At 49.3% G+C, this 21,791-nt stretch carries 17 protein-coding genes; 9 read left to right on the forward strand and 8 right to left on the reverse strand.

What is annotated here, in order from left to right; translation table 11 throughout:
• The first annotated feature begins 14 nt into the window (after window positions 1-14).
• Window positions 15-2,255 carry an MGH1-like glycoside hydrolase domain-containing protein gene (locus tag strainIA91_RS09015; protein WP_400166452.1) on the forward strand — a complete coding sequence of 747 codons (2,241 nt, stop codon included), beginning with the start codon at window positions 15-17 and terminating at the stop codon, window positions 2,253-2,255.
• A gap of 43 nt (window positions 2,256-2,298) precedes the next feature.
• On the opposite strand, the gene strainIA91_RS09020 is transcribed toward strainIA91_RS09015, so the two are convergent.
• The 3 genes from strainIA91_RS09020 to typA all read right to left on the reverse strand — a co-directional run bounded on the left by strainIA91_RS09020 (window position 2,299) and on the right by typA (window position 6,921).
• A complete protein-coding gene (locus tag strainIA91_RS09020; RefSeq protein WP_400166453.1) occupies window positions 2,299-4,290 on the reverse strand; it encodes a glycosyl hydrolase family 18 protein in 1,992 nt (663 codons plus the stop codon).
• A 269-nt stretch (window positions 4,291-4,559) separates the two neighbouring features.
• Window positions 4,560-4,856 (reverse strand): hypothetical protein, encoded by a 297-nt coding sequence (locus tag strainIA91_RS09025; protein ID WP_400166454.1) that lies wholly within the window; start codon window positions 4,854-4,856, stop codon window positions 4,560-4,562.
• A gap of 238 nt (window positions 4,857-5,094) precedes the next feature.
• Window positions 5,095-6,921 (reverse strand): translational GTPase TypA, encoded by a 1,827-nt coding sequence (gene typA / locus strainIA91_RS09030; RefSeq protein ID WP_400166455.1) that lies wholly within the window; start codon window positions 6,919-6,921, stop codon window positions 5,095-5,097.
• A gap of 432 nt (window positions 6,922-7,353) precedes the next feature.
• Here typA and strainIA91_RS09035 point away from each other — a divergent pair, with 432 nt between their 5' ends.
• The 8 genes from strainIA91_RS09035 (at window position 7,354) to strainIA91_RS09070 (ending at window position 15,290) form a co-directional block, all read left to right on the forward strand.
• The gene (locus strainIA91_RS09035) at window positions 7,354-8,367 is read left to right on the forward strand and encodes an MlaD family protein (protein ID WP_400166456.1); all 1,014 of its coding nucleotides are present in this window, start codon (window positions 7,354-7,356) and stop codon (window positions 8,365-8,367) included.
• An 18-nt stretch (window positions 8,368-8,385) separates the two neighbouring features.
• Window positions 8,386-10,506, forward strand: coding sequence for an ABC-type transport auxiliary lipoprotein family protein (locus tag strainIA91_RS09040; protein WP_400166457.1), 2,121 nt, complete (start codon window positions 8,386-8,388; stop codon window positions 10,504-10,506).
• Window positions 10,496-11,614, forward strand: coding sequence for an MlaE family lipid ABC transporter permease subunit (locus strainIA91_RS09045; RefSeq protein WP_400166458.1), 1,119 nt, complete (start codon window positions 10,496-10,498; stop codon window positions 11,612-11,614). Before strainIA91_RS09040 ends, strainIA91_RS09045 begins: the two co-directional genes overlap by 11 nt.
• On the forward strand, window positions 11,614-12,360 hold the full coding sequence (locus strainIA91_RS09050; protein ID WP_400166459.1) for an ABC transporter ATP-binding protein: 747 nt from the start codon (window positions 11,614-11,616) through the stop codon (window positions 12,358-12,360). Before strainIA91_RS09045 ends, strainIA91_RS09050 begins: the two co-directional genes overlap by 1 nt.
• A 79-nt stretch (window positions 12,361-12,439) precedes the next feature.
• Window positions 12,440-13,117, forward strand: a complete 678-nt coding sequence (locus tag strainIA91_RS09055; protein WP_400166460.1) for an NAD-dependent epimerase/dehydratase family protein — start codon at window positions 12,440-12,442, stop codon at window positions 13,115-13,117.
• Complete coding sequence (locus strainIA91_RS09060; protein ID WP_400166461.1) at window positions 13,114-13,575, forward strand: hypothetical protein; 462 nt, start codon at window positions 13,114-13,116, stop codon at window positions 13,573-13,575. The genes strainIA91_RS09055 and strainIA91_RS09060 overlap by 4 nt, the downstream gene beginning before the upstream one ends.
• A 70-nt stretch (window positions 13,576-13,645) precedes the next feature.
• Window positions 13,646-14,776, forward strand: coding sequence for a potassium channel family protein (locus tag strainIA91_RS09065; protein WP_400166462.1), 1,131 nt, complete (start codon window positions 13,646-13,648; stop codon window positions 14,774-14,776).
• Between the two features lie 4 nt (window positions 14,777-14,780).
• A complete protein-coding gene (locus strainIA91_RS09070) occupies window positions 14,781-15,290 on the forward strand; it encodes a Crp/Fnr family transcriptional regulator (RefSeq protein WP_400166463.1) in 510 nt (169 codons plus the stop codon).
• Between the two features lie 152 nt (window positions 15,291-15,442).
• Here the strand turns inward: strainIA91_RS09070 and strainIA91_RS09075 are convergent, their stop codons facing one another.
• From strainIA91_RS09075 to nuoE, 5 genes are read right to left on the reverse strand one after another with little or no spacing between them, the layout of a single operon-like run.
• On the reverse strand, window positions 15,443-16,933 hold the full coding sequence (locus tag strainIA91_RS09075; protein ID WP_400166464.1) for an ATP-binding protein: 1,491 nt from the start codon (window positions 16,931-16,933) through the stop codon (window positions 15,443-15,445).
• A complete protein-coding gene (locus strainIA91_RS09080; RefSeq protein ID WP_400166465.1) occupies window positions 16,930-17,328 on the reverse strand; it encodes a PleD family two-component system response regulator in 399 nt (132 codons plus the stop codon). The genes strainIA91_RS09075 and strainIA91_RS09080 overlap by 4 nt, the downstream gene beginning before the upstream one ends.
• A gap of 31 nt (window positions 17,329-17,359) precedes the next feature.
• Window positions 17,360-19,072, reverse strand: coding sequence for an NADH-dependent [FeFe] hydrogenase, group A6 (locus tag strainIA91_RS09085; RefSeq protein WP_400166466.1), 1,713 nt, complete (start codon window positions 19,070-19,072; stop codon window positions 17,360-17,362).
• Between the two features lie 17 nt (window positions 19,073-19,089).
• Complete coding sequence (locus strainIA91_RS09090; RefSeq protein ID WP_400166467.1) at window positions 19,090-21,084, reverse strand: NADH-ubiquinone oxidoreductase-F iron-sulfur binding region domain-containing protein; 1,995 nt, start codon at window positions 21,082-21,084, stop codon at window positions 19,090-19,092.
• 5 nt (window positions 21,085-21,089) lie between these two features.
• Window positions 21,090-21,545, reverse strand: a complete 456-nt coding sequence (gene nuoE, locus strainIA91_RS09095; RefSeq protein ID WP_400166468.1) for an NADH-quinone oxidoreductase subunit NuoE — start codon at window positions 21,543-21,545, stop codon at window positions 21,090-21,092.
• Window positions 21,546-21,791: the final 246 nt, after the last annotated feature.

Raw genomic sequence — 21,791 nt, forward strand, 5'->3', positions numbered from 1 at the left:
ATTCAGGAGATATCATGATTAGACATTTTCTGCCGGTAATCTTCATACTTCTGTTCACCGCCTGTGGACAAAAAACCCTGTATGATAATGACACCTATTCCATCCACCCGGCTTCCGTCCGGCAGGGTAATTTTACAGCAACCGTGCTTTCAGAAGACGAAATCGTGAGTGATTATATCAGCCCGGACCAGCAAAAAGACAGAACACCGGTGAAAAAAATTCACTGGCGCCGGGCCCGCTCCCTGGACCGCTATCCGGAGGTTCTTTCAAACATCCCCCTGATCAATGCCATGACCCGGATGTCCCTGGAAGAACTGCAGAAAGATATTCGGGAGGACAGCACCTTCATGGCCGGAGCCAAGTGGACCGGTGTGTGGACCCGGGATATCAGCTATTCCATCCTTCTTTCCCTGGCCTTCCTGGAACCGGAAATTTCCAAAAAGAGCCTGATGGCCAAGGTGAAAGACGGCCGGATTATCCAGGATACCGGCACGGGTGGATCATGGCCCGTAAGTACAGACCGGATGACCTGGGCCCTGGCCGCCTGGGAGATTTATGCCGCTACCGGTGACCTGGACTGGCTGAGACACGTTTACCCCATCATTGCCCAAAGCGCCGCAGAGGATGAGGCCGTGGCCGTGAATCCGGAAACCAGCCTGTTTTATGGGGAATCCTCCTTTCTGGACTGGCGGGAACAGACCTATCCCCGTTGGATGGATCCTGTGGATATTTACCGGAGCCAGTGCCTGGGAACCAATGCTGTTCACTACCAGACCCGGATCATCCTGGCAAGGATGGCGGAATGTCTGGGAGAAGATCCGACCGCTTATCTTGAAAGTGCAGAAACGATCAAAAAAGCCGTCAATACTCATCTGTGGTCTGAATCCCACGGCTGGTACGGACAATTTCTGTACGGTCGTCACTATCAACACCTGTCCGAAAAACCGGAAGCCCTGGGAGAAGCCCTGTCCCTGCTTTTCGGCATCGCCGATGAGTCCCGCTCCCGGTCAATCCTGAAAAATATGCCGGTGGGATCTTTCGGGATTCCCTGTGTCTATCCCCAAATCCCCCATATTCCTCCCTATCACAACAACGGCATCTGGCCATTTGTGGTGGCCTACTGGACCTGGGCGGCAGCAGACATGGGATACATCCCCCATGTGGAACACGGTATGGCATCCATATACAGGGCGGCGGCTCTTTTTGGGACGAATAAGGAAAATTTTGTGGCAAAAACCGGGGATTACATAGGGACCGAAATCAACAGCGACCGTCAGCTGTGGAGTGTGGCAGGCAACCTGGCCATGGTGTACCGGGTACTGGCCGGCATCCGCCTGGAAGAAAATGCTTTGTCATTTAAACCGGTCATTCCCCCCGGATACGGCGATACATTGCACATTAAAAAATTTCCTTACCGGCAGGCTATGTTGGACATTGAGATCTTTGGAACCGGCACAGAAATCCATTCCATTGAACTGGATGGGAATCCCCTTACGGAAGCCCGTATTCCCGGAACCGTGTCAGGATCCCACCATATCACCATCCACCTGACAAATCATCAAAAGGAATACGACCCCATCAACACAGCACCCTGGCATACCCACCCCGATACTCCCATCCTCCGGTATGAAAGAAAAACCATTCTCTGGGAGCCTGTCCCCGGTGCCGAATACTACGAGATTTTTGTGAATGGGTTGAAAAAAGGGAAAACAACGGATTGTGTGACTAAAATTCCAGACCAGAGCCAATTCACGGAATACCAGATCAGGGCAGTGGACAAAAAAGGCTGGACTTCTTTTTTAAGTGAACCTCTGACCGTCATCCCGGGAAGTAAAAGTCTGACAGTGGATGTAAGCGGAGATGATATCCAAAGGGATTACCGTGGATACAAGGGAGAGGGTTACCTTGATGTGAATAGAAACACAAACCGCCGGGTGATCTTCCCCATTGTTTTGCCGGAAAAGGGTAAATACCGTTTTGATTTCCGCTATGCCAATGGAAACGGGCCCATCAATACGGATAACAAATGTGCCATCCGGACCTATTTTATCAATCAACAAAAGGCCGGAGCCATCATCATGCCTCAGCGGGGTGTGGATCAATGGGAAGAGTGGGGATACAGCAACGGTCTCAGCGTCTCCATGGAAGCGGGTCTGCATGTGATTGAACTCCGTTTTCTGCCGGAAAATGAGAACATGAACGGGGAAGAAAACCGAGCCCTTGTGGATGAATTACGGATTATCAGACTGGATTAATCCGGCTGAATAAATGCCTGTTTCAAAATAATCAGATTTTTTATTATTTCAGGAGGATCATCCTGGCGCTCCGGGATGATTCTTGTCCGGTCAGGCGGTAGATATAGATTCCACTGGCAAGATTTCCTGATGAAAAGCGTGCTGAATAGGCTCCGGGTGTGTGGTATCCATGGACAAGCTGTTGGACAAAACGGCCCCGGATGTCGTAAATGTTCAGGGTTACAGGGCCTGCCTGGCGTATGGTGTAGGGAATAACCGTTTCTCCGTTGAAGGGATTGGGGTAATTCTGGTGGAGTTCAAAACCTTCGGGAAGGCCGACAATAAGTTTGGTTTCATGGATATCATAGCGGATTTCATCCACATTCACTACCCAGTCTTCAGGTTGATCAGGACTATAGAGCATCACGGCATCCAGGGTGAGTATGGGTCCTTCAGGCACGCCGTTCCCGCCGGAAAAAGAAGCCCATTCTTCGCCGGACAGATCAAATTGGTAGGCATGCCAAGCCCCATCCCCGATAATCGCCTGCGCATCAGAAATCTCCGTCCCCCCGGCCATGTCGTCCACAATAAGGGCAATGGATTTCCCTGCCGGTGTATCTGTCTTCAGCCAGACTGTCACCAGACCGTTGGGAGAAAAGCCCCGGTTCAGAAAACGATCTCCCTTATGGGACAAAATCCGGACCTGCCAGTCCGAAGTACTTGTCGCATCATCCTTCAGCACCCATTGGCCTGAACCCGTGCCGGAATATACCTGAATTGTATCGTGTACGGCGTAGGAATCGCCGCTGATGCCCGACGTGGAGCCGCTGTACGTGGGATGTGTGTTGAAAATACCCAGGGAATCGTCAAAAGCAGCAAGTATCTCCTCCCGGGGGAAATCATAATACCATTCCGCCAGCAAGTTCCAGAATTCCATATTCGCTCCGTCATAGCCCAAAGCCCACATCCCGCTCCCGCGAAGGGCATGATCTTCAACCAGATCGTATTTCAGTCCCAGACTCTGGGCATCATCGCACCAGAACTGGTACCATTTCTGATCCGACAGGTATTTTCCCCAGGGGACTTTATATGTTGAAGACCAGATTTTTCCATGCTGAGTATACAGGTCTTTTGCGGAACGGTAAAAAAGTGAACCGATATACTCGACTTTTGCAGATCCTTCTGAATCATCCACAGTCTGCCACCGGTTTCCGTAATAGGGGACTCCCAAAATGATTTTATCCGGATCGGCATCTCCGTAATCATCGGTGACGGTGGTTGTGATATTGTTTGAGGTTCCGGATAAAGGCGCTGTAGGCCCGGCAGTGGAGCTCCAGCTTCCCCAGAACGAGTATCCCATAATAAAAATATAGTCGCAGGCATCGGCCAGTCCCGCCAAGTCCCAACGGTCGCTCCAGTTCACTGCCGGACCGGCAAAAGAAACTTCATATTCCGGTCCCAGACGTGTATGGACTGAATCGGTGAGTTGTTTCATAAACGTATTGATCACCGCCCCACGATCCTCATTTTTCGGACCTTCAAAATCGATATTTACCCCATCCAACTGATAGGTTTCCATTTCGGAAATCACATGATTGATGAAATTCAGAGTGTTGGTCTGGCTTGTAATGAGGGTATGCATCTCATCCTCATCAAATTCAATCATGCACATGACAACCTTTACCCCGTATTTGTGGGCATTGTTTATCATGGCGGCCCAGTCGTAAGGCCAGCCGGAGGGGGGTGACAGGTTGCCTGTGGGGCTCACGGTCCACCCAAATACGGCAATTTGCGATAAAAGAGTGTACTGAAAATGCTGGGGAGCTGTTGTCCTTTCCCAATAGGGCAGATATCCAAAAACATCTTTTTTCAGGTACCGGGAGGAAGCGGCAGTTTTATCCAGAGGAATGATGTCCGGTGCCGATTCTGTGAAAATCTTTTCTTTTTCAAATTGCTGATAATATTCCCACTGCTGCTGGTGGATTCCCGGAGCATCTCCATCAGCCCGGAGGATATCAATCCCGAAAAGACAAAGACAGACCAGGATCATGTTCATGGTTTTAATCTGGATCCCTTTCAAATAATGGGTTGATCACATCTGATGATTTTGGGAATATACAGCAAAGGGGAGATTTTTGATATTTCTTTTAGGGTTGGGGGTTGGGGGTTGGGGGTTGCAGGTTGCAGGTTGGGGGTTGGGGGTTGGGGAGAAGTTAGCGTCGCTGCGCTCCTGATGTGTGGTTCATGGGTTCAGGGGTTCAATAGCCGCTACGCGGCTTTCAAACGCTGCTATGCAGCGTTCAAGCACCTCACTGCGTTCGGTGTTCAATTCCAGATATGCGGATTTGAATGGGTGACCTCTTTTTTGAACACTGCGTAGCAGTGCTGGAATGCTGAGCGCAGCGAAGCCATTGAACGGCACGAAGTGCCGCTTGAATTATTAAACGCCACTTCGTGGTGTTCATGAACCGCTGAGCGGTATTCCAACGCCTGACGGCGTTCAAACCCCATTTCATGGGGTTCAAGCACCTCACTTCGTTCGGTGTTCAATTCCAGATATGCGGATTTTAATGGGTGACTTCTTTTTTGAACACTGCGAAGCAGTGCTGGAATGCTGAACAAAGTGAAGCAATTGAACGGCACATAGTGCCGCTTGAATTATTAAACGCCACTTCGTGGTGTTCATGAACCGCTGAGCGGTATTCCAACGCCTGACGGCGTTCAAACCCCATTTCATGGGGTTCAAGCACCTCACTTCGTTCGGTGTTCAATTCCAGATATGCGGATTTTAATGGGTGACTTCTTTTTTGAACACTGCGAAGCAGTGCTGGAATGCTGAACAAAGTGAAGCAATTGAACGTCACGAAGTGCCGGTCCCTCGCGTCTTCGCCCGTTTCACCGGATCCAGTTCCATTTTACGGAGAATGACGGTTTGGGGTGTTACTTCGATGAGTTCATCCCCGGCGATGAATTCAAGACACCGGTCGATATTCATTTTCCGGGCGGGTCTGAGGGGAATGGTATTATCGGAACCGGATGCCCGCATATTGGTGAGTTTTTTTTCACGGGTGATATTGACGGGGAGATCTTCCGAGCGGTTCCGTTCGCCGATAATCATCCCGGCATAGACTTCCATACCCGGTTCCACAAAAAGTTCACCACGGTCAGCCATTCCCTGGCAGGCATAGGCGGTTACCCGGCCCGGGCGGTCGGCTAAAATCGCGCCATTCGTCCGATGAGGAATACTCCCAAACCACGGGGCATACCCTTCAAAAAGGGTATTCATAATGCCGGCACCATTCGTATCGGTCATAAACTGACTCCGAAAACCAATAAGTCCCCGGGATGGGATGACAAATTCCATATCCACCCGTCCGTGTCCTAAATTCTCAAGATGCATCATCCGGCCTTTTCGCTCAGAAAGTTTTTCCGTCACTACCCCTACCTTCTCTTCCGGTATATCGATAAATACCCGCTCCACCGGCTCCAAAATTTGCCCGTTTTCTTCCCGGGTGATCACACGGGGTTTGGAAACCATCAATTCGTATCCTTCCCGTCTCAGGGTTTCAATAAGGATAGCCATCTGTAGTTCTCCCCGGCCACAGACTTCGAAAGCATCCTTGCGCTGTGTTGCTTTAACCTGAAGGGAGACATTTCCCAGGACCTCTTTGTTTAACCGTTCCTGAAGATGGCGGGTCGTAAGATATTTACCATAGCGCCCTGTAAACGGACTGTTATTCACATAAAAGATCATGGATATCGTGGGTTCGTCTATCTGGATACGGGGCAGGGGTTTGGGATCATCTTCAGACGTAATCGTATCCCCGATGGCAATATTTTTAACGCCGGCAACGGCAATAATGTCACCGCACTCCACCCGGTCGGTCTGATTTCTGTGCAGGCCTTCAAAATGATAACACGCTGAAAATTTAATGCCGGTGGTCAAGCCCTCTTTTCCGTAAAGAGCATAGGTTTTATTCATTTCAAGAACACCGTTATAGAGGCGTCCCACGGCAATTTGCCCCACATAGGGATCATAATCGAGATTTGTCACCAGAAACTGGGCCGGCGCATTATCATTTGCCACAGGTGCCGGAATCGTCTTCAGAATCGTCTCAAAAAGCGGCAAAAGTGACTCAGATGAGTCCGTCAGATCCTGTTTTGCAATTCCCTGTTTTGCAATGGTATAAATAATGGGGAATTCAATCTGTTCTTCGTCCGCATCCAGGTCCAGAAAAAGATCGTACACTTCATTCAAGACCTCATCAACCCGGGCATCGGAGCGGTCAATTTTATTAATCACCAGAACAACCGGGAGTTTTTTCTCCAGTGTTTTTTTTAACACAAAGCGCGTCTGGGGAAGGGGTCCCTCACTGGCATCCACCAACAGCAACGCGCCATCGGCCAGATTCAGGCTTCGTTCCACTTCCCCGCCGAAATCCGAGTGTCCCGGTGTATCCACAATATTGATTTTAACATCCTGGAATCGCACCGATGTATTCTTGGCTGTGATGGTAATTCCCCGCTCACGCTCAAGGTCCATGGAATCCATCACGCGGTCTACCAGCTGTTGATTCTCACGGAATTCCCCACTCTGCCGTAACATTCCGTCCAGCAGCGTGGTTTTGCCATGATCCACATGCGCGATAATGGCAATATTTCTGAAATTTTCTTTTCGTTTTGTCATTTCTTCCTCTGCCCTGGTATGGACTTTTTTACCGGGCGGGAATATACATTAATCCAGGGTCATAAAGGGAGATTTAAATCCAACGGGATTATGGGTTTCAGGTTGGTTGCGTCCCACATATCCCCCCCCCCCGGGCTGAAGCCCGGGGCTATAATCTATAATCGTACATTTATATTTGTATACCGTTATCCCCGGGCTGAAGCCCGGGGCTCAATCTTTTCACGTCGATACATATCAATATCTAAACGTAAAAATGCCTAAACAACGTCTGAACGTCTAAACGTAAAAATTCTTTGGAATTTCCCGTCGATTAATCTTAAGATACGATAAATAAACGATGTGCCGGTAAATGAACCCGTTTTATCCGGATTTTGAACCGGCTGTTATTATCAACGATTATACGATGTCTTAGACAACAAAGGAACCCAGAGCATGGCCACCAGAGCACAAAAAGTCCGGCTGGGTGTTTTTCTCGTCATCACCCTGATGCTGTTGATCGTTTCATTTGTCATCATAGCCGGCCGTCAACTGATGGAAAAACGGGATATTTATTACATCCAGTATAAAAATGTATCGGTCATCGGACTCCAGGAGGGCAGTGCCGTAAAATATTATGGAATCAACATCGGCCAGGTGGACCAGATCACCATCAATAAGGATGATATCAACCAGGTAACCGTACAGATCAGCGTGAAAGAGGGAACACCCATCAAAGAAGATATGGTTGCAACATTGGTAAGTATTGGCATTACTGGAATTAAGCAGATTGAGCTGACCGGCGGGAGCAATGAATCGGATTTCCTCCCACCCGGATCCAACATTCAACCGGGAAGTTCGGCCCTGGAGGATATTACAGGAAGGGCTGAAAAGATCGCGGAGAAATTTGAATTGCTTCTGAACAACCTGAATGCCATCACCGATATCACAAACCAGCAAAAGGTAGACACTATCCTGACTCTGGTCCACATGTATCTGGAAGAAAACCGGGGACCGGTAAACCGGATGATCACTTCCCTGGATACCGCTTCTCTGGATATACGAAACCTTATCTCGGATGTCCGGAGTCTTGTGGGAACCACGCAGAGCAGCATTCTCCGCTTCGAGCAGAACCTTGTCAAGCTTGACACCATCATGAACAACACCCTGCTGTTCAGTGAAGAACTGGCTTCCGCAGATGTCCGGGGGGTAAGCGGTGAAGTCATCAACACCCTGAATAAAATCGACAGTACCCTGGAAAAAGCCGATATCCGGCGGATCTCCGAAGAGGCGGTCAACGCCCTGGTGAGTTTCAATCAAACCATCACACGTATTGATCTGATGGTGATAAAGTCACGGGAAGATCTGATCCAGTCCATTGAAACCCTGAAACAGGCAGCAGATTATCTGAACCAGTTCTCCAGGGAAATCAGTGATGACCCGTCCATTTTACTGCGTTCCAGGCGATAAAGCATATTGGGGCATAACATGAAAAAAACTATTCTTCTTTTTTTACTGATTATTCTGGCAACAGGGTGTGGATTCACCCGGGAAACCGTTATCCGGAATTATTACGTACTGGAGTATTATTCCCATACCGAAAAAGAGGAACTTTTCCTGGATGAACCTTTAAACCTTTCCCTGCAGATTAATGATGTGGTGATTCCATCCACGTACAACCGGCCGGAAATTGTGATCCGACACTTTGGTCCGCGCATCACGTATTCAGAAAATGATGTCTGGGCCACCCGCCTTACGGAAATCATCCCCAGTCTTATCAGCAAACGTATTAGTGCTTACAATATATTCCGCCGTGTTTCCCGGGATTTTCTGGATGTGCGTCCCGATTGCAATCTGACCCTTCGTGTAAACAACATTGAGCTCTATGAAACAGAAGATATACGGGCTGCCGGAATCAACATGACTTTTGTGTTCCAGGACAACCGGGAAAACAACATGTTCATCGAACACTCGGTGAATACGGAAAAAATCCTCCTGGATGATGAAGTAGAAACTTTTGTCCAGATCGTCAATGAAATCCTCCTGGAAGAAACAGATGTGCTCTTATACAAAATTCTCCGTCATTACGGCCGTCTTCCTGAAAAAGAAGCACTCCAACCCCTTACCGAACCGGCCGATTCCCTTTTACAGGAGGTCTCGGAGGGAGTCCCGGAAGGCATGGGCATCCTCCTGGTCCCCGCCCTGTCCAAAGCGGATAATGAGCCGCCTTATAAACTGTTCAGCCGGGATGGTAAGGAATATGACGGCATCCCCGGAGAGCCTCTGGCCCTGCCTGCCGGGAAATATACCATGGAATACGGCTCCGGAAGCCGCCGCCAGATGATGGAAAAGAAGGATGTCGAAATTATCCCCCGGTATAAAACCATTATCGAACCGGACTGGAGCTGCCTGATTGTGAACATTATCGATGAACGGCAGGAAGTGGTCCGGGTACGTTATGAAATTTTTGACTGGGAAACAGGTCAAACCTACGGGATCGGGATACCGGCCCGCCGGGAATATGGAGAAAAACAGCAGGTATGGATGCTGGAGCCGGGACGGTATAAAATCACCATCAACAATGAACCCTTTAACACCTACCGGAATTTTACCACCGTCTATCTGACGGAGGGAGAATTTCAGAAAATCACCCTGGTGGTGAGTACCAATCAGGACGGAACTCCCGGAGATCTTATCGGCGCCGGTGTGCTGGAAGAGGATGAACTGGCCGGGACCATCGGTCACTGGCATCTGCTGAATGCTTTTTACGGGAATGCGTCTGTCAACAGCACCAATGAAAAGAAAAAGGATGAACACGAAACCACCCTCGTGTTTAACACCCAGTTTGAGAACAAAGTCACCTATGATAACTTTCCCGTCAACTACACCCTGCGGAATCTGATTGAACTGGGGACCACCAAAACGACAGATACCGGATTCCGGATTTCCAATGATGACACCTATTTCAGAAATACATTCATTCTCTATTTCCTGGAAAATATGGGAATTTATGGTCGTTTCGACAGCGAATTGCACCTGGTAAACGAGTATGTCTATTTTTCATCACCCATCAATTACCGAAAGAAGGATCTGGCAGGAAATACGGTGGAACAAGGCCTTTCAGTGGATCAGGTAAAAACCAAGCCCTCGATTATGCCTTTGACCCTGAAAGAGGGGGTGGGTATCAACCTCCGGGCCTTTAATACCGGCCGGGTGAACCTGAATATCCGGGCAGGATTCGGACTTCGGCAGGATTATTACGATGATGTCTATCTTTTATCCACGGATATAGAAACGGCGAATGATGTATCCTACCGTCTTTTCAAAGCCCAGGAAACCCAAAAACAGCGGGGTGCAGAAGTCTCGGTCATCGGCAATTTCCAGCTTCCTCTCAACCTGACCTATTACACCAATGCCGATTTCCTATTCCCCTTCCGGAGCGACGAAGCCACAACCATTGAATGGGAAAATGTCCTCAACCTGAAACTCTTCAAATATATTTCGGTGGATTACCGTCTGCGTCTGCGCAACAAGCTGGATGAATTCGGGGAAGAATATATTGTCAATCGTCATGCACTCTTTTTGAGGATCAATTATTTTGCCCGCTAAGACTGAAAAAGCAGGCCGTTCACAGGCTGTTCACAACAGCCGGATATATGTGGAGAATTCAATCCTCCATATCGAAGGGATGCTGACCCATCAAAATATTCCTAAACTGAAAAAAAACATCCGGAAAGACCGGAAAAAACCTGTTGATCACATAGACCTGGGTAAACTGGAATACATTGACAGCACGGGAGTTGTATTTATTGACTGGCTCCGGGAGACACTTTTTCCCGGCGCGGAGGTCCGTCACGCCGGTGATAAAGTCCAAAAGGCATTAAAAACCTTCAGTACCCAACAGGTGCAGATTCCCAAACCGCCCCGTGAAGCCGGCATGTTGGAAGCCACCGGTAATATCCTCATAGAGGCCTGGAATGCGCTTCGGGATATCCTCTATCTTACATCGGAAATCATTTTGTGGTCGTTTTACGGAATTTTTACTTCCCGGGGCCGGCGAAAGGGAGCCATCCTTCAGCAAATGGTGTTAATCGGCAGCAATGCCGTGGGGATTGTGAGTTTGTTATCCATTGTTTTGGGCCTTATCCTTGCCCTTCAGTCTGCTGCCCAACTTCGGCAGTTTGGCGCCGGGATTTACATTGCGGATCTCATTGCTATTTCCATGGTTCGGGAAATGGGTCCCATGATGACAGCCATTATCATCGCCGGCCGGAGCGGTTCCTCCTTTGCCGCTGAAATATCCACCATGAAAGTGACGGAAGAACTGGATGCCCTGCGTATGATGGCCCTGAATCCCATTCAGTATGTTGTGGTCCCCAAGTTTCTGGCCATCAGTGTTTGTATGCCACTTTTGGTGATGCTCTCCATCGTCCTGGGAATTCTGGGTGGATTCATCATCGGACTGACTTACCTGGATCTTACATTCATAACCTATTTCAATCAGACCATTAATATTCTGCAACCGAAGGATTTGCTTATCGGCCTGAGCAAGAGTGTCTTTTTTTCCTGGGTGATCGTGATTATCGGCAGTTATTTTGGCTTCCAGGCGCAAGGCGGCGCCGAGGGTGTGGGAAAGGTCACGACATCCGCCGTGGTCGCCTCCATTTTTGCCGTCATCGTCTTTGATGCCATTTTTAGCCTTATTTACATGTTTTAATGCCTATGCCGGAACCTGTGATACACATACGAAACCTGACAACCCGTTTTGGGGACCGGATCATCCTGGATCAGATAAATCTGGACATATATCCTCATGAAGTCACCGTGATTCTGGGAGGAAGCGGTTGCGGGAAAACAACCCTGATGAAATCCATCACCGGGCTGGTTACGCCGGAAAAAGGGGAAATCCATATCTTTGGCAGGCCATTTACTGAATCGGATGAAAAGCACTACAAAGAGACCCTGGAACGCATCGGTGTTTTATTCCAAAACGGAGCATTGTTGAATTCCGTTACGGTGAAGGATAATGTCGCCATCCCACTGGAACAACACAGTCATCTGGATCCGGAGCTGATTGAAAAGAGTGTGGCAGTTAAGCTGCAGCTGGTGGGACTTTCCCACGCCATGCATCTTTTGCCGTCGGAACTTTCCGGGGGGATGCGGAAACGGGCGGCTCTGGCACGGGCCATTGCTTTGGATCCGGAAATCCTCTTTTGTGATGAACCCTCTGCGGGATTGGATCCCCTCTCCAGCGCCGCTTTGGACAAGCTGATTCTCACCCTGAAAGAGCAGTTCAATATGAGTATCCTGGTCGTAACCCATGAACTGGCCAGCATTCACCGGATCGCAGACCGGATTGTCTTTCTGGATGAGGGGAAAATACTCTTTACAGGCACCCTGGAGGATGCCAAATCCTGCGGGATTGACACGGTGGAAACTTTTTTTGAGACCGGCAGTTTTTAAACACCGGAAAAAGTCCTCCTTGCCATTCAATCCGTTAAATCCTATCTTTATATATAAATAGCTATTTTTTGAGGGCATCATGAAACTCATCGTAACGGGAGGGAATGGTTTCATTGGATCGGAGATCTGCCGGCAGGCAATCAGCCGGGGGATTCGCGTGGTTTCCATATCCCGCCGGGGAGCTCCAAAACGCCGGGAACCCTGGATGGAGGATGTCCTCTGGTTTAAGGCAGATATTTTTGATACCCACGCGTGGAAAGGGGTTCTGGAAAAAGGGGATCAGGTCGTCCACACGGTGGGAATCCTTCTGGAAAAGAGAAAAAAGAAGCTCACGTACGACCGGATGAATGGTGAAAGTGTGATTACCGTAGCCCACACTGCTGCAAAGGCCGGTATATCCACCTTTGCCATGATATCCGCTTCCGATGCCCCTCCTTTCATCAAAGGATATATCCAGGCCAAGCGGAAGGCAGAGGAGTATCTGAAAAACCAGCCTTTCCGTTCCATGATCTTTCGTCCGGGCTTTGTGTATGGACCCGGACGCAAGGGGACGGCTTTCATCGCCGCCCTCACGCGGTTCGGCCTTCGTATCCCCCTGGCAGGAAAAATGCTGGGAGCTTACGCACCGGTTCATGTTTCCCACCTGGCCGCAGCCGTGCTGGAATCTCTGGAAAAACCGGAAATTCAGGGAATTCTTGATATCAACGCAATTCGACGGACCGCTCAGACGGTCTCAGGCAGGGAGGATCACACATGATCAGTTTCAAACAGGCACGGGATGTGCTGAATTATGCCAAAGATTTCCACCATCAGCTTTCCCGCTACTATAAAACACTCAATGACAAAACCGACCAGGTCCGGGTTAAAATGCTGCTGGATTATCTGGCCATCCACGAAGAAAAACTGGAAAAGAACATCGAACACATTGAAGAAAACATCTCGGCCAAGGTCCTGGGAACATGGTTCAAGTACACCCTGTGCGAAGATCTGCGGAAAGAACTCTCATCCATGATCATCCGGATTGACGACATGTCTGTGGAAGAAATCATCCGCATGGCCATTCAGTTGGACGACTGTCTGATCCGGATATACAAGAAGATTGCCCAGAACAGCGACATCCCCGAAATCCGGGATATTTTCACCAATTTATCGGAACTGGAGGATCACGAAAAGCGGCGCTTTGTCATGGACTCCACCCGGATGTACGACATGTAGGACCGGATATGACCGATATTTTACACAACAGACCTGCCACACATGTACCGGCGTATGAAAGACACACTGTATGAATTTACGCCGGCAACTTAAAAACATTGCCCGCCAACGTTACATACCCGTCCTGACCGGTTTACTGGCCGTTCCCTTTCTGGGATCCCTGGTGATTTTACTGGTGGATCCTGACAGCTTTCACTCACTGCAGGAAGCCCTGTGGTGGGCATTTGTCACCATCACCACCGTGGGGTACGGGGATCTGGTTCCCGGACCGGGTTTGCCACGGATTGTGGCGGTTTTGATCATGTTCGGCGGAATCACTTTTGTTTCCATGCTCACAGCAACTATTTCATCGGCATTTGTCGCCCGAAAAATCAGGGAGGGTAAAGGTTTGGCTACCGTAACTGTTTCCAATCATATCATCATCTGCGGCTGGAATGAGCAGGCCATCAATCTGATTGAATCCATCATCTCCCTCTTTGAAAATCATGACCTGTGCTCCATCGTCCTGATCAATGAGCTGCCGGAAGAAGAGGTGAACAATATCATTTTCCAGTATAAGAACGCAAATATTCAATATGTCCGGGGAGATTTCACCAAGGAATTTGTCCTGGAAAGAGCCAATATCCGGGATGCCCGGTCTGTGCTGATCATTCCGAATGACCTGGATATTCAGGGGGATCCGGATGAAAAAACCGTTCTGGCAACCCTTTCCATTAAGTCCATTTCTCCCAAAACACCCGTCATCGCTTTTGTGAACCACAGCGAAAACCGGTCACACCTGAAACGGGCCAATGCCGATGAAGTGATTGTCCGTGATGAATACAGCGGTTTTATCCTGGCTTCGTCAGTTCTTATGCCCGGTGTGCCCCAGGCCTATTTTCAGCTGATGAATCACAAGGTCAACCCTTCCATGTACCGGGAAAAAATGCCCCCTGCGTTGTTGGGAAAAACGTTCAAAGAAGCGTCCCAATTTTTCCGGGAAAAAGACAAAGCAATCCTTATCGGAGTGGTCAGTGAAAAGAAGAGCGTTTCTTTTTCCGATTTCCTTTCATCCGATACCAGTCATCTGGACGCCTTTATTGAACGGAAGCTCCGAATGGCGGGACACTCCATGGAAGATAAAAGCCGCATCAACATTCAACTTAACCCAGAGGATGATTATATCATCTCAGACGATGATCTGGCCGTCCTGATCCGGTGATACTATGACACAAAAATATATCCAGCAGCTCAAAGAATATGCTTTTTTCCGGGGCTTGTCCCTGGATGAGATCAAGACATTTTATCCCTTTATGGAATTGCATCAGGCCCGGGAAGGAGAGATGATCATCCGGGAGGGAGACAAGGGGAATTTTATGTTTCTCCTGTTGGAGGGCGAAGTTGAAATCTCCCAGCCCCTCACACTGCCCATGTCGCCCGGAGCCCGGGACACACGGGAAAAGACCTTCATCCGCCTGACGCATGCACATCACCCTTTTATCGGTGAAATGAGCCTGATTCAGCCGGATGTTCCCCGAAGTGCCAATGTGAAAGCCATTAAACCGTGTATTATCGGACTCTTTAAAAATTCTGACCTGGAAACCCTGGCGGAAAAATATCCCCGCATCGGGGCTGTGATCATGAAAAACATTGCCTGCAAACTGGCCAATGATCTGCGGACGGCCAACCAGAATGTCCTGAAATTAACGACAGCTCTCAGTATTATTATGGATTGAGTGGTGAGTGATGAGTGGAGAGTAGTGAGTACAAGTTATGAGTTTTGAGTTTGTTTTTCAGGTCAATGGACGGTTGGGAAAATATCCCTTCTACCCTCAGCGCACTCAGCGGGAGAAACAACTCATAACTTAAAACTCCAACTCACTACTCATCACTCTCCACTCATCACTCTCGGAAGATATACCGTAAAGGTGCTCCCCTTCCCATATTCTGTTTCCACCGTGATCCGGCCGGCATATTCATCCACAATTTTCTTCAGAATCGCCAGTCCCAGACCCGTGCCGGTAATATCCCGGGTGAATTTGTTTTTGGCCCGGAAAAATTCCTGAAACAGGCGGTCTTTTTCGTCGGCGGTCATACCAATGCCTGTATCTTTCACGGTAACTTTCACCCAGCGGCCATCTTCCACACAGGAGATATGAATACTCCCTTCATATTTGTTGTATTTGATGGCGTTGGAAATCAGATTGGTAAATACCCGCCGGATTTCCTCAGGGTCGGCCTTGACAAAGAGTTCGTGTTTCAATGCCAGATTCACACTGATTTCACGTTCTTCCATCTGGGGTTTGAATAAGTCCACCGTGTTTTCCAGAAGATCGGCTACCTCCACCTTTTCCAGGTTCCGCTTGACGGCTTTGGAATCCATCCGGAAAATATTCATCAGATCATTAATCAATTCCGTTAAGGCTTCGGTCCGCTCCAGGGAACGCTTCATGTAGGTATTATAGGTCACGATATCATCCCCCAGGGTATTATCCAAAATCATTTTCAGATAGCTGTGAATAGCTGCCAGGGGTGCTTTCAGTTCATGAGCCACCATGTTTACAAAACGGGATTTGGACTGTTCCAGCTGTTTCATTTCCGTAATATCCCGGAGGACCGATACCACGCCAAGGCACTGGCCGTTTTCACCAAAAATAGGTGCTGTGTTGGCCATGACCACCAATTCCAACGGCGGTTTTATCACCAGTTCCTGTTTGATGGCACCGGTTTTTCCCTCGGATTCGGCTTTCCGGAGGATTTCACAAATCTGTTTTTGCAGGGACCGGGGTAAATAGCGGAACATGGAATCCCCAATGAGGATCTGTCGGTCCGTATCGATGAGCTGAAGAAAACGGGGATTGTAAAAAATAATCTCTTTATTCTGATTGATGACCAAAATCCCGTCATCGATGGAGTTGATAACGGTGGACAGGCGGGACTTATCCACGCTGAGTTCCGCCAGGTTATTTTCCCGTTCCTCCCGCAGGCGCCGGGCTTCCAGAATGTACCAGCGCCGCTCCAGGGCCCGGTGGACCATGGGAATGATTTTTTCCGGATCAAAGGGCTTGGAAATGTAATTGTAAGCCCCCATCTGGGTGGTTTGTACCGCCGAATCAATGGATGGGTTGGCGGACATCATGATGCAAATGGCTTCTTCGTGGACTTTCCGGATAGCATGTAACACATCCCTGCCGCTGATATCCGGCAGGGACATGCTGATGAAATATATATCATATTCTGAGGAGGAGCCTTTGGCAATCCCGTCTATCCCGCTCCCGGTGGATTCAATGACATGATGATTCCCCAGGTGGTTTTTCAGGAATTCCACCACCCCGGTATCGGCATCAATGATCAGGATACGGGCATCGAGTATTTTCACGTCTCTTTCAGTACTTTATCCTTAATGTACTGCAAAAGGTCATTGGGAGAAATGGGTTTTTCCAGATAATCATCGGCGTTGATCCAGGTTTTCTCTTCCGATGTCTGTGTGGAAAAACGATATCCCGTTTCGTGTCCGGTGGATGTGAAAATCACCACATGGGCGTTTTTCCGCTCCGGCTGATGATCCATCCAATGGCAAAGAACAAATCCCGAATCAAAGTGTTCCATCACCAGATCGGCAAAGACCACGTCGGGTTTGAATGATTTGAAGAGTTTTTTCCCTTCTTCGCTGTTATAAGCCGCCTCAACCTCGAACCCATGTTTTTGGAGGAAAGGCTTGTAGACGTTTATCAAATCGGTATCGTCATCAATCAGGAGTATTTTTTTGCTCATGGAGACCTCTTAATATTATTCAGTTCAACCCTTAATGCCGGTTCCGCCGGGTGTAATGGGTGTGGAGCAGATCATGGGCGGTATGGCTTCCCGGCTTTTCAAGGAATTCTTGATAGAGTTTTTGGATGGACTGGTTATGGTGTGAACACCGCTTCGGCAGTCTCTTATCAATTTTATAGATCGCTTCGGTTCTTTTCTGGATTTTTTCCGGTGTACTGGGCTGGGGCTGGCCACCGCCGTTAATACATCCGTTGGGGCAAGCCATCACTTCGATGAAGTGGTATTCGGATTTCCCGGCCTGCATATCTTTCAACAGGACATCAATATTTTTCAATCCGCTCACGGCGGCGACTTTCAGCTTGATTCCATTGATTTCCACGGTGGATTCCTTGACACCCTGGAGTCCGCGAATAGGTGAGAAATCAATCACCGGCATATCTTTTCCGGTCATCATGTAGTGAGCCGTCCGGAGAGCCGCTTCCATCACACCGCCGGCAGCTCCGAAAATTGCCCCGGCACCGGTGGATTCACCCAGGGGATCATCAAATCCCTCATCAGGCAGACGGGAAAAATCGAGTCCGGCCACCCGGATCATCCGGGCCAGTTCCCGGGTTGTGATCACTGCGTCCACATCCTGAAATTCTTTTCCCAGTTCCGGCCGTTGTGCCTCGAATTTCTTGGCAATACAGGGCATCACAGAGACCACAAAAATCTTTTCCGGGTTGATGCCCATTTTCCGGGCATAATAGGACTTGATCATGGCACCTTCCATTTCGTGGGGAGATTTACAGCTGGACAGGTGATCCATGAGGTCCGGATAGAAGTGTTCCAGATATTTCACCCAGCCCGGACTGCAGGATGTGATCATGGGCAGGGTTTTCTTCTGTGTAATCCGCTCAATCAGTTCATTGGCTTCTTCCATAATGGTCAGATCAGCGGCAAAGTTGGTATCAAATACCGTATCCACGCCCATACGCCGAAGGGCTGCCACAATTTTACCGGTGACAATTTCACCGGGTTGGAGTCCGAATTCCTCACCGATGGCCACACGGACCGCCGGGGCAATCTGGGCCACAACCAGTTTGTCTGTATTGTTGATGGCTTCCCAGACCCGTTTCTGATCACTCTTTTCACGAAGGGCACCCACCGGGCAGTGAACAATACACTGGCCGCAATACACACAGGCCACCGTATTCAGACTCCGGTCCATGGCCGGGGCAACGGTGCTGTTGAATCCACGGTTGATCAGGTCGATGGCTCCCACATTCTGCATTTCATGACAGACCCTCACACAGCGTCCGCAGAGAATACACTTTTCAGGGTCCCGCTCAATCGAAGGACTTGCCAGGTCCAGTTTCCCTTTTCGGCGCTGTCCCACATAGCGGTAACTCCGGACCCCGTATTCCGCTGCCAGGGACTGTAAATCACAGTTCCCGTTCCGGATACAAACCAGGCAGTCCTGGGGATGATTGGCCAGCAGCAGTTCGATAATGGTTTTACGGGCCCGGCGGACTTCCGGCGAGTTGGTTTTCACTTTCATGCCGTCATAGACCGGAAAGGCGCAGGAAGGCACCAGACGCCCCTGATCTTCCACTTCCACCATGCACATCCGGCAGGACCCAGTGGGAGAAAAACCTTTCAGGTAACAGAGGGTGGGAATACGAATGCCTTCCCGCTCTGCGACTTCCAGAACCGTCTCACCGGGGTTTGCCCAAACTTCAATATTGTTAATGGTAATATTCATGTGCTTCCCTGATTTTTTTATTCCACATAAATGGCGTTAAAATTACAGTTCATCATACACTGGCCACAGCGTGTACATTTGTCGCTGATGATGTAATGGGCTTTTTTCCGTTCACCCACGATGGCATCGACAGGACACTTGATCGCACAGAGGGTACAGCCGGTACATTTATCGGTATCGATTTTATAGGTCAAAAGCTCTTTGCACACACCGGCGGGACATTTTCGTTCATAGAGATGTGCTTCATATTCATCCCGAAAATAGTGAAGTGTGCTGAGTACGGGATTTGCCGCCGTCTGTCCCAATCCGCACAGGGATGTGGTGGTAATCACCTTTGCCAGCCGTTCCAGGTAGACCATCCCCTGAAAGCGGAGGAGGGCTTCTTCCGGATCATTTTCATTTTTATAGCTCCGGGTCAGCCGTTCCAGGGTTTCATAGAGCCGTTTGGTCCCTTCCCGGCAGGGGATACATTTCCCGCAGGATTCAGACATGATGAAGGTCATAAAATATTTGGCCAGATCAACCATACAGGTCGTTTCGTCCATGACCACCAGTCCGCCGGAGCCCATCATGGCACCGATTTCCTTCAGGTTTTCATAGTCGATAGCCGTATCGATGACGGATTCAGGGAGGGCACCTCCGGACGGTCCGCCGATTTGCACAGCCTTGAACCGCCGTCCGTCCGGAATGCCGCCGCCCACATCAAAGACGATCTGCCGAAGGGTGGTACCCATGGGGACTTCCACCAGGCCCACATTTTTCACCTTGCCTGACAGGGCAAAAATCTTTGTCCCCTTGGAGGTGGCGGTCCCGATGGACGCATACCAGTCCGCCCCCCGGCGGATAATGACCGGTACATTGGCAAAGGTTTCCACATTGTTGATCACCGTCGGTTTACCCCACAGACCTTCGGTTGTGGGATAAGGGGGACGGGGCCGGGGCATACCACGGTTCCCTTCGATGGAGTTGATCAGCGCCGTCTCTTCTCCGCACACAAAAGCACCGGCGCCTTCTTTGATTTTCAGTTTAAAATTGAATCCGCTGTTTAAAATATTGTCACCCAGCAATCCGTACTTTTCCGCATCTGCCAGTGTTTTTCTCAGGCGCCTGATGGCCAGGGGATATTCGGCACGGCAGTAAATATATCCTTCTGAGGCTCCAATGGCATAAGCTGCTATCACCATGCCTTCCACCACCCGGTGAGGATCCCCCTCCAGTATGGCACGATCCATAAAAGCTCCCGGATCACCTTCATCGGCATTGCAAATCAGGTACTTCTTATCGCCTTCGGACTGACGGGCAAATTTCCATTTCATACCCGTTTTGAAACCTCCGCCGCCACGACCCCGGAGACCGGCTTTCAGCGTATCCTCGATCACATCCTCGGGGGACATGTTTTTCAACACGCGGCTGAGTCCCTTGTATCCTCCCCGGACAATGTATTGATCGATATTCTCAGGATCGATGATCCCGCAGTTTTCCAAAACCACTTTCTGCTGGATTTTGAAAAAGGGAATATTGTCGATGACCGGCAGGTTCTCCCAACGCTTTTCACTTTTTTCGTGATACACCCCCAGCACCTTGTCCCGCAACGGTTCATGGTTGATCAGGGTGGTTTCAATCAGGTTGGAAACATCTTTCGGAGTCACCCGGGCATAGCTGAGACGGGGATATCCGGGAAGTTTGATATCCACAATCACCTCTTCTGCGCAGTATCCCACGCACCCGGTGGAAATCAGCTCGGCTTCAATACCGCGTTTTTCCAGCTCTTCCTTAAACGTGTCGTACACACCCTGGGCTCCGTTTGCCAGTCCACAGGTCCCCATTCCCACAATAATCGCCGGTTTGTCCGTCTTTTCCAAAGTCAGGCGGGACTTATACTCCCGGATTTCCTGTGCCGTTTTGGCAGGAAGGGTGATGTCCGGGGACTCATGGATAATATCCATAAAAAGATCGGGGGTGACTTTAAAGTCTGTATGTTTTCGGCTTAGTATGTCAAAAAAATCCTTCATGGAATCTATCCTTTGTCTTTGAATTTTTTAATCAGCTTCTGGATGGATTTGGGGGTGAGTCCGCCGAAATACTCGTCATTGATCACGATGACCGGGGCAATGCTGCAGGCACCGATACAGGCCACGGTTTCAATGGAAAACATTAAATCTTTCGTTGTATCACCGGCCTTGATTCCCAGCTCCGATTCCAGGATCCGTAAAATATCCAGGGAGCCTTTTACATGACAGGCTGTTCCACGGCAGACCCTGATCACATATTTTCCCAGGGGTTTCAGACGGAACTGATTATAAAAGGTCGCCACGCCATACACCCGGCTTAAGGGGATGCCAATGTGTTCGGCTACCTTTTCCAGCTGATCCTCCGGCAAATATCCAAATTCTGTCTGGATATTCTGCAGCAGGGGGATCAACAGGGAGGCATCGTTCCGCGGATAGGCTTCGAAAATGGACTGATTGTTCATTCCTCTCCTCATGTTTTTCAGATCTGAAAGATATCCTTTTTCATCTGTCCAATAATAAGGAAATTTTTCTCTATTGGGGAGAATTTTTTACAGATTTTCCATCATCCGTATATTTAATTCTTAAATATTTGAGAGAATTTTCCAAGAGGAGAGAATGGGATGTGACGCGTGACAAGTAACGAGGGACGAGGGACGAGGGACGAGGGAGTTCAAGCACCTCACTGCGTTCGGTGTTCAAACGCTGCT

Source organism: Candidatus Neomarinimicrobiota bacterium (genome assembly GCA_041154365.1).
GTDB lineage: Bacteria > Fidelibacterota > Fidelibacteria > Fidelibacterales > Fidelibacteraceae > Fidelibacter > Fidelibacter multiformis.